The organism is Kitasatospora sp. NPDC088134 (genome assembly GCF_044741705.1).
In the GTDB taxonomy this organism is placed as follows: domain Bacteria; phylum Actinomycetota; class Actinomycetes; order Streptomycetales; family Streptomycetaceae; genus Kitasatospora.
Map to the genome: position 1 here is coordinate 282,900 of NZ_JBIUTD010000009.1, position 11,327 is coordinate 294,226.

At 74.6% G+C, this 11,327-nt stretch carries 11 protein-coding genes; 8 read left to right on the forward strand and 3 right to left on the reverse strand.

The features are described from left to right. Nucleotides 1-21: 21 nt before the first annotated feature. Nucleotides 22-795: a helical backbone metal receptor gene (locus tag ACIOHG_RS17650; protein ID WP_400951157.1), complete on the forward strand. Its 774-nt coding sequence runs from the start codon at nucleotides 22-24 to the stop codon at nucleotides 793-795. Nucleotides 796-833: 38 nt separating this feature from the next. On the opposite strand, the gene ACIOHG_RS17655 is transcribed toward ACIOHG_RS17650, so the two are convergent. Continuing rightward, nucleotides 834-1,502, reverse strand: coding sequence for a (2Fe-2S)-binding protein (locus ACIOHG_RS17655; protein WP_400951158.1), 669 nt, complete (start codon nucleotides 1,500-1,502; stop codon nucleotides 834-836). 96 nt (nucleotides 1,503-1,598) lie between these two features. Here ACIOHG_RS17655 and ACIOHG_RS17660 point away from each other — a divergent pair, with 96 nt between their 5' ends. After that, on the forward strand, nucleotides 1,599-2,345 hold the full coding sequence (locus ACIOHG_RS17660) for an SOS response-associated peptidase (protein ID WP_400951161.1): 747 nt from the start codon (nucleotides 1,599-1,601) through the stop codon (nucleotides 2,343-2,345). Between the two features lie 7 nt (nucleotides 2,346-2,352). Here the strand turns inward: ACIOHG_RS17660 and ACIOHG_RS17665 are convergent, their stop codons facing one another. Continuing rightward, entirely contained in the window at nucleotides 2,353-2,574 is a 222-nt protein-coding gene (locus tag ACIOHG_RS17665) for a hypothetical protein (RefSeq protein WP_400951163.1), read from the reverse strand. Between the two features lie 142 nt (nucleotides 2,575-2,716). Here ACIOHG_RS17665 and ACIOHG_RS17670 point away from each other — a divergent pair, with 142 nt between their 5' ends. Further along, nucleotides 2,717-3,943, forward strand: coding sequence for an ADP-ribosylglycohydrolase family protein (locus ACIOHG_RS17670; RefSeq protein ID WP_400951165.1), 1,227 nt, complete (start codon nucleotides 2,717-2,719; stop codon nucleotides 3,941-3,943). A gap of 147 nt (nucleotides 3,944-4,090) precedes the next feature. Beyond that, nucleotides 4,091-4,783, forward strand: a complete 693-nt coding sequence (locus ACIOHG_RS17675; RefSeq protein ID WP_400951167.1) for an HAD family hydrolase — start codon at nucleotides 4,091-4,093, stop codon at nucleotides 4,781-4,783. 21 nt (nucleotides 4,784-4,804) lie between these two features. Here the strand turns inward: ACIOHG_RS17675 and ACIOHG_RS17680 are convergent, their stop codons facing one another. Then, a complete protein-coding gene (locus tag ACIOHG_RS17680; protein WP_400951169.1) occupies nucleotides 4,805-5,776 on the reverse strand; it encodes a cytochrome c oxidase assembly protein in 972 nt (323 codons plus the stop codon). Nucleotides 5,777-5,940: 164 nt separating this feature from the next. Between ACIOHG_RS17680 and ACIOHG_RS17685 the strand changes: the two genes are divergently transcribed. The 4 genes from ACIOHG_RS17685 to ACIOHG_RS17700 all read left to right on the forward strand — a co-directional run. Beyond that, complete coding sequence (locus tag ACIOHG_RS17685) at nucleotides 5,941-7,326, forward strand: FtsW/RodA/SpoVE family cell cycle protein (RefSeq protein WP_400951171.1); 1,386 nt, start codon at nucleotides 5,941-5,943, stop codon at nucleotides 7,324-7,326. Nucleotides 7,327-7,690: 364 nt separating this feature from the next. Next, the gene (locus ACIOHG_RS17690) at nucleotides 7,691-9,070 is read left to right on the forward strand and encodes a CHAP domain-containing protein (protein WP_400951174.1); all 1,380 of its coding nucleotides are present in this window, start codon (nucleotides 7,691-7,693) and stop codon (nucleotides 9,068-9,070) included. Between the two features lie 94 nt (nucleotides 9,071-9,164). Next, complete coding sequence (locus ACIOHG_RS17695) at nucleotides 9,165-10,772, forward strand: GDSL-type esterase/lipase family protein (protein WP_400951177.1); 1,608 nt, start codon at nucleotides 9,165-9,167, stop codon at nucleotides 10,770-10,772. A 71-nt stretch (nucleotides 10,773-10,843) separates the two neighbouring features. Beyond that, a partial coding sequence (locus ACIOHG_RS17700; protein ID WP_400951180.1) for a transglycosylase family protein occupies nucleotides 10,844-11,327 on the forward strand: 484 nt, incomplete at its 3' end.

Consider the following 11,327-nt stretch of genomic DNA (forward strand, 5'->3'; position numbering starts at 1 on the left):
GCCGCTGCTAGCGTGTCCGGCATGGAGCGGCTGCTGACGGACGACGAGGGCGAGGACGTGCGGCTGCCCGCCGTCGTCCGGCGGGTGGTCTCGCTGGTGCCCTCGCTCACCGAGGCTGTCGCCGTCACCGCCCCCGGCCTGCTGGTCGGCGCCACCGACTGGTGCACCCACCCCGCCGGGCTGGACGTCGCCCGGATCGGCGGCACCAAGAACCCCGCCGTGGAAGCGGTCCGCGCGCTCCGCCCCGACCTGGTGATCGCCAACGAGGAGGAGAACCGCGCCCCCGACCTGGCCGCCCTCCGCGCCGCCGGCCTCCCGGTCTGGACCACCTGCGTCCGCGACCTCGACCAGGCCCTCGACTCACTGCACCGGCTGCTCGTGGACGCCCTGCAACTCCCTTGCCCCGACTGGCTGGTGGCCGCCCGCCGGGCCTGGGCGTTCGAGCCGCCGGCGGTCCGGGTCCGGGCCGTCGCGCCGATCTGGCGGCGCCCCTGGATGGTCCTCGGACAGGACACCTTCGCCGCCGACCTGCTCCGCCGCCTCGGCGTCGACCTGCTCCCGGCCGCGCACCCCGACCGCTACCCGCGCCTGCCGCTGCCCGAACTCCACGCCCTGGCGCCCGAGTTGCTGATCCTCCCGGACGAGCCCTACGCCTTCACCGCCACCGACGGCCCCGAAGCCTTCCCCGCCCTCCCGTACGCCCTGCTCCCCGGGCGCCACCTCACCTGGTACGGCCCCTCGCTGGCCGAGGCCCCCGCCGTCCTCGCCGCCCACCTGGCCGACCGGCGGCACTGACGGCGCCGCCCGGACCGGTCGTCCGGACCGGCCGGGGTTCAGCGGTGGACGGCCGGTGGGCGGGTGAAGACGCAGTCGCCGCACAGGCCGCCGGACGGGGCGCGGTAGTAGAGGCAGCAGGAGGTGCGGCGGAAGGCCGGCGGGCCGCCCGGTGGGGTGACGGTGCCGGCGCCGGACAGGGCGGGGGAGGAGAGCAGGTCGCGGGCCAGGGCGGCGGCCGGGGCGCCCAGGCCGGGGAAGCGGGCGAGTTGGCGGGCCGTGCCGACCAGGGCGGAGGCCGCGTTGCCCGCGAGCAGCCCCGGGGCGAGGCCGGTGGCGGCGCCGAGCGGGAGCAGCAGGCGGTCGACCACGGCGGTGTGCAGCGCGGCCGCGCTCGCGGGCGGTCCCGGTTCGGCGGGCAGCCAGAGGTCGAACGGGCCCTGCGGCGGCAGCGCGAACCGGGCCCCGTCCAGGTCGGGCACCCGGCCCGTGAGCACGGCGGTGCCGAGCGCCACCGACCAGAGCCGGGCCGCCAGCCCCAGATGCGCCGTCGACGCCGCCACCCGCCGCTCGTCCGTGCCCAGCACCCGTGCCACCTCGGCGATCCGCGCCCCCAGCGGCCCGTCCGGCGCCCACAGCCCCGCCAGCGGCCGGAACCCGGCGGGCGGCTCGCCGGTCCGCACGGCGAAGTACGGGCCGAGGGCGTCGAGCGGCGGATGGTGGTCCATGGCGCGGAGTGTAGTCCGGCGACCGGCGGCGGCTCGGGGGCGCGGACCGGGGGCGGGTGCGTGCGGTGGTCGGCGTTCGGTGGCAGGGTGGGACGCATGTGCGGTCGTTTCGTCTCCACCACCGAACCCGAGACGCTGGTCTCGCTGCTCGACGTCACACGCTGGGACCCGGCCGAGGCGCTCGCGCCGAGCTGGAACGTGGCGCCGACCGACCTCGTCCCGGCGGTGCTGGAGCGGGTCGACCCGGACACCGGCGAAGTGGTGCGCCAACTGCGGCCGCTGCGCTGGGGGTTGGTGCCGTCCTGGGCGAAGGACCGGTCCGGCGCGGCCCGGCTGATCAACGCCCGCTCGGAGACCGTCGACCAGAAGCCCTCGTTCCGCAAGGCGTTCACCACCCGCCGCTGCGTGATCCCCGCCGACGGCTACTACGAGTGGCGGCCGGTCCCCGCCGCCGAGGGCCGCAAGGGCTACAAGCAGCCGTACTTCCTGTCCACCGGCGGCGTGCTGCTGATGGCCGGGCTGTACGAGTTCTGGCGGGACGCCGGCCTGCCCGAGGACCACCCGGACGCCTGGCTCGCCACCGCGACCGTCCTCACCACCGCCGCCACCGGCCCGGCGGCCCGGGTGCACGACCGGATGCCGCTGCTCATCCCCCGCGCCGAGCTGGACAGTTGGCTCGACCCGGCGAACACCGACCGGGCCGAGCTGCGCCACCTGCTGGACACCCCCGCCGAGGACTTCGCCGTCCGGGCGGTCCCCACCGCCGTCAACCGGGCCACCGCCGACGGCCCCGAACTGCTGACCGCCGCCCCCGACCCGCTGGGCGTCGCCGACCCTGACTGACGGACCGTCAGCAGTCGCTGTCGCCCGAGGAGTTGCCGCCGATCGAGCGGTGCCGCCGCCGACGGTCGCGCGCGGCCCATCGGACCAGCTCGCCCGCGCCCAGCGTCGCCCGGGACACCGTCCTGGTCCAGGCCGGGCCGCCGCGCTCCGCCCACAGCACGCACGCGCAGCCGCCGAGGGCCAGCACCAGGACGAGGATCAGCACCGCACCCACCACGGGGACCACCACCGTTCACACGAAAGGGACGTACCCGCCGATCATCGCAGCTCAGCGGGACTGAACGGACCCGCCCGGCCGGAGTTCAGCGGGTTCAGGACGGCTACAAACCCTCTTGACGGCGCGGGCCCCGGCACGGTTCGGTGGGACACGTATGACCATTCCACCGACCCCGTACCCCGGCCCCGCCCTCGACGCCCTCCGGGGCCTGTCCGTCGGCGACGCCCTCGGCGCCCAGTTCTTCGTCCCGGCCACCGCCCGGACCCACCTCGCCGCCCGCACCGTCCCGCCCGGCCCCTGGCCGTGGACCGACGACACCGAGATGGCCTGCTCCGTGCACGCCGCCCACCGCGAGCGCGGCGCGATCGACACCTTCGACCTCACCCACGCCTTCGCCCGGCGGCACGACTTCGACCGCGGCTACGGGCCCGCCGCCAACCGGCTGCTCCGACTGATCAGGGAGGGCGGCGACGCCCGCGCGCTGGCGGCCGAACTCTTCGACGGCCAGGGCTCGTTCGGCAACGGCGCGGCGATGCGGGTGGCCCCGCTCGGGGCCGCGTACGCGCACGACCCGGCCGCCGCCGTCCGGCCCGCGGCCGACACCGCGCTGCCCACCCACACCCACCCGCAGGCCGTCGACGGCGCGATCGCGGTGGCCGTCGCCGCCGCGCTCGCCGCCCGCGCCCGCACCGAACCCACCACCGGCGCCCGGCTGCTCGCCGACACCGCCGCGCTCACCCCGCCGGGCGCCGTCCGCACCGGCCTGCTCGAAGCGGCCCGGCTGCTCCCGCAGTCCGACGTCCGGGCGGTGGCCGCCGTCCTCGGCAACGGCAGCCGCACCAGCGCAGCCGACACCGTCCCCTACGCGCTGTGGTGCGCGGCGCGGCGGCTCACCGACTACCCCGGGGCGGTGCTGGACGCGATCGCCGCCGGCGGGGACGTCGACACCGTCGCCGCGATCACCGGCGGCGTGGTCGCGGCCCGCACCGGCCTCGACGGCATCCCCGCCGACTGGCTGGCCGCCACCGAACCCCTCCCCGCCTGGGCCTTCCCGCCCCCGCTGCGCCCCGTGCCCGCGCACCTCGCCCCGATGCTGCTGCCCCGCCCGGACGCCGTCCCCGAGCTGCGCTGGTCCGACCACCACTGGCAGCGCTACCGCTCCGGCCTGCGCACCCCGCACTGGCTCACCCGCACCACCGAGGGCACCCTCCACCTGCACCACCCCGCCACCGGCCACGAGATCCGCTCCCTCGCCTTCGCTCCCGGCCCGCACGGCACCTGGCACCCCGTCACCGCCCTGGTCGAGGCCCACCCGGCCCGCTTCACCGGCCCGCGCACCCTGGCCGGGGCCCTGCTCCAGCTCGACGCGGGGACGGGCTGAGCGCGGTGGGCCGAGCACGGCGGACCGAGCACGGCGGGGTGAGCGCGGCGTGGCCCCGGCGGGGCCGGAAGGTGGCCCCGTGGTGACGGAATGTCAGGGGCAGGTAGGGTGGACGGTCCTGGCCCGGAGCGCGGAGGAGGGGGCTGGATGGTGATCGAGGCGGTGCTGTTCGACCTCGACGGGACGCTGCTGGACCACGACGGGGCGGCCGAGGCGGCGGTGCTCGCCGCGGCCGCCGCCGAGCTGCCCGGGCGGCCGCTGGACCGGGACGGCGTGCTGCGGCACTGGCGCGAGCTGGAACGTTCGGAGTACGACCGGTACCTGGCGGGCGAGTTGACGCTGCAGGAGCAGCGTCGGAGCCGGGCGACCGGGCTGGCCGCGCACCTGGGGCTGGGGGAGTGGCCGGTGGAGCGGGCGGACGCCTGGTTCGCCGGGTACCTGCGCCGCTACGAGCGGTCCTGGCGGGCCTACCCGGACGTGCCGCGGGCGGTGCGGGAGTTGGCGGCCGACCGGCGGCTCGGGGTGATCACCAACGGCGAGGGCGACATCCAGCGCCGCAAGCTGCACGCCATCGGACTCGGCGCACTCGCCCCGCACACCACGGCCTCCGCCGAGGCGGGCCGGGCCAAGCCCGACCCGGAGATCTTCCACCTGGCCTGCCGGACGCTCGGCGTCGCCCCGGAGCGCACCGCGTACGTCGGCGACCGCCTGGACGTGGACGCGCGGGCGGCCACCGCCGCCGGGCTGCTCGGCATCTGGCTGGACCGCGAGCCGAGCGGCGAGGTGGTCGAGGTGCCGCGGGTGCACTCGCTGGCGGAGGTCGCCGCGCTGCTCGGCTGACGTTCCGTCGGTCCGGGCGCGTCAGTCCCGGCCGCCGAAGCGGTGGCGCAGGTTCGGGTCGTCCAGCCACCAGGGCCGGTCGCCGGCGGGCGGGCCCGAGGTCTCGGAGAGCACCGCCACCGGGACGGGCCGGGCCGCCTCCGCCGCGTCCAGGGCCGCGTCCACCGCCGCCGTCTCGGCCCGGCCGGTGACGATCAGGCGGCGGATCAGCGCGCACAGGAACGGCAGGCCGACCAGGTCGCCGAGGATCCAGATCGCGTTGCCGCCGACGAACTGGTCCCGGGCCGGGGTCGGGCCCCAGTCCCGGGCGAGCGAGGCGTAGTAGGGCTCGGCGAGCACGTGGCCGCCGTACAGCAGGACCAGCGCCAGGGCGGCGTCGAAGACCACCTCGACGAAGCTGATCACCACGCCGATCAGCAGCGGGTACGGGTGCGCGACCGGGTCCAGCTGCAGGCGGGGCCAGAAGTAGAGCAGGCCGATCAGCACCAGCACCAGGTGGAAGCCGGTGTTCCAGGGCCCGCTGGTCAGGGTGTGCTCGTACCAGGGCGTGAAGTAGAGCAGCCAGGGCGGCGCGAGCAGCAGCACGGTGGACACCAGCGGGAACATCAGCACCCGGGAGGTCCGCCCGGCCAGCAGCGCCCGCAGCCGCTCCCGGCCCGCCGCCGGGAGGGTCGCGGCCAGCAGCGAGACGGGCGCGCCGAGCGCGAGCAGCAGCGGGACCAGCATCAGCAGCAGGACCAGCTGCACCGCCCGGTCGGCGAACAGCACCCGCTCGTACGCGCCCAGGCCGGAGCAGGTGGTCCAGACCCAGAGCGCCAGGCCGCCGAGGAAGGCCGCCGTCCGGTACGGGGGCCAGCCCCGTTCCCGGCGCGCCCCGGCCAGGTAGCCGGCCGCGAGCAGGGCGGCGAGGGCGGCGACCACCGGTTCGAGGGTCCAGGTGTCGGCCAGCGCCGACCAGTGCCAGGGGACGGCTGCTGCTGCGGGCCGGTGCATGCCGGTGGTTCTCCTCACGGGCGGACAGGGGGAGCGGCCGGCTTCGGTACCGGCGGCGGAACCCGCGGGCGGGTCCCGGGCGTCGTCGTCCCGGGGCCGGACGGTACCTGCCCCCGGGCTCAACATCTACACCGTTGTAGAATCTACCGACCGGGGGAGGGTGGATGAAAGCCGGAGCACGGAGCGTCGGCCGCCGCCGCGCCGCGCGTCGCCGCAGCCGCGAACTGCTGCTGCTGGCGTTCGCGGTGACGGTGTGCCTGGCGGGCTGGACGTCGGCGAGCTACGCGCTGCGCGACGCACCCCCGCCCGGACTGCTGCCCTACGGCGCCGCACTGGCCGGCCTCGCCCTGCTGCTGCACCTGGCGGTGCGCCGCTTCGCGCCCTACGCCGACCCGCTGATCCTGCCGCTCGCGGTGTTCCTCAGCGGCTTCGGCCTCGTCCTGCTCGACCGCCTCGACTTCTCCTACCGGCTCTGGCACGCCGCCAAGGGCGACTGGCAGAAACTCCCCGCCGCGCCCGGCCAGGTCCAGTGGACGGTGATCGGCTGCGCGGCCGCCGCCGTACTGCTGGTCGCCGTCCGGCACCACCGGCTGTTCCAGAAGTACGTCTACCTGACCATGGCGGGGGCGCTCGCCCTGCTCGCCGCGCCCGCGTTCTTCCCCGGCGACACCTTCGGCGCCAAGCGCTGGATCCAGCTCGGCGGGCTCTCCTTCGAGCCCGGCGAGTTCGTGAAACTCGCCATCGCGGTCTTCTTCGCCGGCTACCTGACGGCCAACCGGGACGCCCTCGCACTCACCGGCCGACGGCTCTGGGGCCTGCAACTGCCGCGCGGGCGCAACCTCGGACCGGTGCTGGCGATCTGGGCGGTCAGTCTGCTGGTGCTGGTCTTCGAACGCGACCTCGGCACCTCGCTGATCTTCTTCGGGGTGTTCGTGGTGATGCTCTACACCGCCACCGAGCGCACCGGCTGGGTGGTGATCGGCCTGCTGATGGCTGTCGGCGGCGCGGCCGTGGTCGGCGACCTCGAACCGCACGTGCACGGCCGGGTCGAGGCCTGGCTGCACCCCCTGGACATCTACGAACCCGTGCACGACCCGGCGCTGATCTCCGACCAGCCCGCCCAGGCGCTGTTCGGCCTCGGCTCCGGCGGCGTCCTCGGCACCGGCCTCGGCCAGGGCCGCCCGTTCCTGATCGGCTTCGCCGGGCGCAGCGACTTCATCTTCACCACCGTCGGCGAGGAACTCGGCCTGGCCGGCTCGATGGCCGTCCTGCTGCTCTACGGGCTGCTGGTGCAACGGGCGCTGCGCACCGCGATCGGCCTGACCGACCCGTTCGGCAAACTCCTCGCCACCGGCCTCGCCGCCGCGCTCGCCCTCCAGGTCTTCGTGGTGGTCGGCGGCGTCACCGGCCTGATCCCGCTGACCGGCAAGGCCCTGCCCTTCCTCGCCGCCGGCGGCTCCTCGCTGACCGCCAACTGGCTGCTGGTCGCCCTGCTGCTCAAGCTCTCCGACGCGGCCGGCCGGGCCGAACTGGAACCCGCCCCGGCCTGACGGCCCGTCGGCCGGTGGCTCGACCGCAGCCACGGCGGCAGGACGTCATTCATGGCATGGACATGTCTTCCTGTCTGCTTCCGGACAGTCCGATTGAGGACAGCAGGAACGCCTTCCGGTGGGCCCCGCAGCCCGCGAAGCTGGTGATCGCCGCCGGGGAACGGACTGGACGGCGAACCGGATGAGGTGTCAACCACTCGCCACCGAAACGGAGTTCAGCCACACCGGCCCACGGCGTCAGTAGCTCGTCCCGGTGTGCACGGACCGCTGCTCCTGCGAGGCGGCTGTCCACCGGGACACCTGACCGAGTTGTTCCGCACGTCTGCCGCGCCACCGACCCAATGATCCCGAGGGGGACCTCGTCATGCCTTCCGCCCGCCGCTCCAAGCTCGCCCGCATCGGCCTGGCCGCCGCCACCGCCGCACTCCCGCTCTCGCTCGCCTTCGGTGCGACCCCCGCCTCCGCCTCCGTCGGCACGACGGTGATCGGGATCGCCGCCGCCAACCTCGGCAACACCGGTTCCGGCCAGAACAGCGCGGGCGGTTACGGCTACTACAACAGCGCGAACGAGAACTGGTGCGCCGACTTCGCCAAGTGGGTCTGGGCCCAGGACGGCGTCGACGTCTCCGGCCTCGACGCCCGCGCCGCCAGCTTCGCCGAGTACCGCGGTGGCCTCTCCAGCACCCCGCACGTCGGTGACGCGGTCGTCTTCGAGTACAACGGCGCCGGCTGGGCCCAGCACGTCGCCCTGGTCGCCAGCGTCAACTCCGACGGCACCATCGGCACCATCGGCGGCAACCAGAGCGGCGTCGTCAGCCGCGGTGTGATCAGCGCGAGCGGCTACTACGGCTCCCAGCACGTCAGCGGCTACGCCTCGCCGAAGGGCGGCCGCGACGACACCCCGCCTTCGGGGTCGGTGGTGCAGGCGGGTCAGGTGACGTCGGTGATGGTGAACGGGGTGGGGCATGTGTTCCAGGTGACGTCCTCGGGCGGGATCCGGATCAACGACGGGCACTACCCGAGCAGTGGTTGGACCGGTTGGCAGTCGTTGGACGGCAGCCAGGTGTCGTCGTTGGCGTCGGCCGCGGAGGGGAGTCGGGTGCATCTGTTCGCGGTGATGCAGGACGGGACGCTGCGGGAGGCGATCGGTGACTACAGCACCGGGACGTGGGGCGGGTGGCACGTCGTCGAGGGCAGCCAGGTCGCGAGTCTGGAGGCGGTGACGGTGGCGGGCAGGATCCGGCTCTATGCGGTGCTGCAGAACGGTGCGCCGCGCAGCGCGGACCTGGATCCGGCCACCGACACCTTCTCGACCGGCTGGTACGACCTGACGGGTGGCAATGTGAAGCAGTTGGCGGCCGCGGCGGTGGGCAGCACGGTGCGCCTGTTCGCGGTGACCAACGACGGTCTGCTGCACGAGAACGACGGCAACTACGCCGCGGGTGGCTGGAGCGGGTGGAGCAACGTCGACGGCAGCAACGTCAAGACCCTCGCCGCGGCCGTCACCGGGAGCACCGTGCACCTGTATGCCGGGACCAACGACGGTCTGTTCCACACCGCGGACGGCAGTGCCCCGGGCAGCTGGGGCGGCTGGTCGACGCAGGCGGGCAGCCTGATCGACCAGCTCGACGCCCTCGCCGACGGGAGCACCGTGCACCTGTACGCCCACACCACCGACGGCCTCACCCACAGCGAGGACGCCAACTACACCAACTCCACCTGGGCCGGCTGGTACAACCTCTGACCCACCATCCGGCCCGGGGCGCCTTCAACACCGCCCCGGGCCGCCTTTCCCTTTTTGTTTCTCGCCCCGTCCCGTCCCCGTTCCAGGAGAACCCGTGAAGCGCCTCACCGCCCTGGCCGCGGCCGGCCTGCTGGCCGTGACCGGAGCCGCCGCCGTTCCCGCCGCCGCCCAGGTGACCGTCCCCGCCGCGGCCACCACCGCCGCAGTCACCACCGCCGTGCCGCACGTCGTCCGCGTCATGCCGCTCGGCGACTCCATCACCTGGGGCGTCGGCAGTGCCACCGGCGGGGGCTACCGCCAGCCCCTGGCCGATCTGACGGCCCAACAGTCCTCGTACTCCGTCGACTTCGTCGGCTCGATGCACAACGGCCCGATGGCCGATTCGGAGAACGAGGGCCACAGCGGGTACGCGATCGACCAGATCCGGGCGAGCGTGGACCGCTGGCTCGCCATGGCCCGTCCCGACGTCGTGCTGCTGCACATCGGGGCGAACGACCTGGACCACGGGACCCAGGCCGGTGCCGCCGACCGCACGGCGGCGCTGATCGACCAGATCTTCGCCGACCGTCCCGGCATCACCGTCATCCTGCAGGGCCTCGTACCGACCTCGCCCGGCCTCAACAACCAGCTGACGGCAGGTCAGATCGCCCAGTACAACGACCGGCTCCGGCAGCTCGCCCCCGCCGAGCAGCAGCAGGGCAGGCACCTCGGCTTCGTCGACGCACCCGCGCTGGTGCCCTACAACGCCCCCAACCCGGAGATGGTTGACGGACTGCACCCCAACGACCTCGGCTACGCCCGCATCGCGCGCGCCTTCTCCACCGCGCTCGAACAGGCCCGTGGCAACGGCTGGTTCACCGGCGGCGCTCCGCTCCCGCAGGGCCCGCAGCTGGCCTCGGCGATGACCGGGCACACCGCCCACCTGTTCCGGGTCACCGCCGACGGCCACCTGGAGACCAACGACGGGAACTACGACGCCGGTTCCTGGAACGGCTGGCGGCAACTGCCCGGCAGCCTGGTCCTCTCCCTCGCCGCCGCGGCCACCGGCGACACCGTGCACCTGTACGCCGTGACCCAGGACGGCCTGCTGCACACCGCCGACCAGAACTACGCCACCGGCGCCTGGACCGACTGGCACTACCTGCCCGGGAGCCGGATCGAGACGATCACGGCCGCGGCCACCGGCAGCACCGTGCACCTGTACGCCGTCCTGCGCGAGAACGGCGTGCCGCGCACCGCCGACCAGGACTACGCCACCGGCGCCTGGACCGACTGGCACGACCTGGGCGGCAGCCAGGTCTCCCAACTTGCCGCCGCCGTCACCCGCAACACCGTCCACCTGTACGCGGTCACCCAGGACGGCCGGCTGCACACGGGCGACAGCGACTACACCGCCGGCGCCTGGAACGGCTGGCACGACCTGGACGGCAGCCTGGTCACCTCCCTTGCGGCGGCCGGCAGCAACGACACCGTCCACCTGTACGCCGGAACCGAGGACGGCCTCTTCCACACCGTCGACGGCGACTATGCCGCGGGCCGGTGGAACGGCTGGACCACCCGGCCGGGCAGCCTGGTCGCCCAGCTCGCCGCCTCCGCCGACCGCGACAGCGTCCACCTCTTCGCCTCCACCACCGACGGCCTCACCCACAGCCAGGACGCCGACTACGGCAGGTCCACCTGGGGCGGCTGGTACAACCTCTGACCTTCGACGCCGCGCCACCCGAGCCAGCCGGCACCACAAACCGCTTCCTCCTCCTCACCCAAGGACTCCGCATGCCCGGCAAGACCCGCACCCGCCTGTCCGCACTTCTCGGCACCGCCGTGCTCGCCGCCCTCGGCTGCTCCCTCGCGGCGACCGCACCGGCCCAGGCCGCCTCCGTGAGCACCTGGGACCGGGTCGCCCAGTGCGAGAGCGGCGGGAACTGGAGCATCAACACCGGCAACGGCTACTACGGTGGCCTGCAGTTCAGTTCCAGCACCTGGCTCGCCTACGGCGGCGGGCAGTACGCCGCCCGGGCCGACCTCGCCACCAAGCAGCAGCAGATCCTGATCGCCGAGAAGGTCCTGCGCGCCGCCGGCCCCGGCCAGTGGAGCTGCGCGGGCACCGCCGGGCTGACCAACGACGGCATCGACCCCTACCCCGCTCCGCCTTCGGGGTCGGCGGTGCAGGCGGGTCAGGTGACGTCGGTGATGGTGAACGGGGTGGGGCATGTGTTCCAGGTGACGTCCTCGGGCGGGATCCGGATCAACGACGGGC

Coding starts and splice junctions, on each gene's coding strand:
- ACIOHG_RS17685 (WP_400951171.1), top strand. CDS start 5,941: ATGAAAGCCGGAGCACGGAGCGTCGGCCGCCGCCGCGCCGCGCGTCGC.
- ACIOHG_RS17675 (WP_400951167.1), top strand. CDS start 4,091: ATGGTGATCGAGGCGGTGCTGTTCGACCTCGACGGGACGCTGCTGGAC.
- ACIOHG_RS17655 (WP_400951158.1), bottom strand. CDS start 1,502: ATGGACCACCATCCGCCGCTCGACGCCCTCGGCCCGTACTTCGCCGTG.
- ACIOHG_RS17680 (WP_400951169.1), bottom strand. CDS start 5,776: ATGCACCGGCCCGCAGCAGCAGCCGTCCCCTGGCACTGGTCGGCGCTG.
- ACIOHG_RS17670 (WP_400951165.1), top strand. CDS start 2,717: ATGACCATTCCACCGACCCCGTACCCCGGCCCCGCCCTCGACGCCCTC.
- ACIOHG_RS17660 (WP_400951161.1), top strand. CDS start 1,599: ATGTGCGGTCGTTTCGTCTCCACCACCGAACCCGAGACGCTGGTCTCG.
- ACIOHG_RS17690 (WP_400951174.1), top strand. CDS start 7,691: ATGCCTTCCGCCCGCCGCTCCAAGCTCGCCCGCATCGGCCTGGCCGCC.
- ACIOHG_RS17650 (WP_400951157.1), top strand. CDS start 22: ATGGAGCGGCTGCTGACGGACGACGAGGGCGAGGACGTGCGGCTGCCC.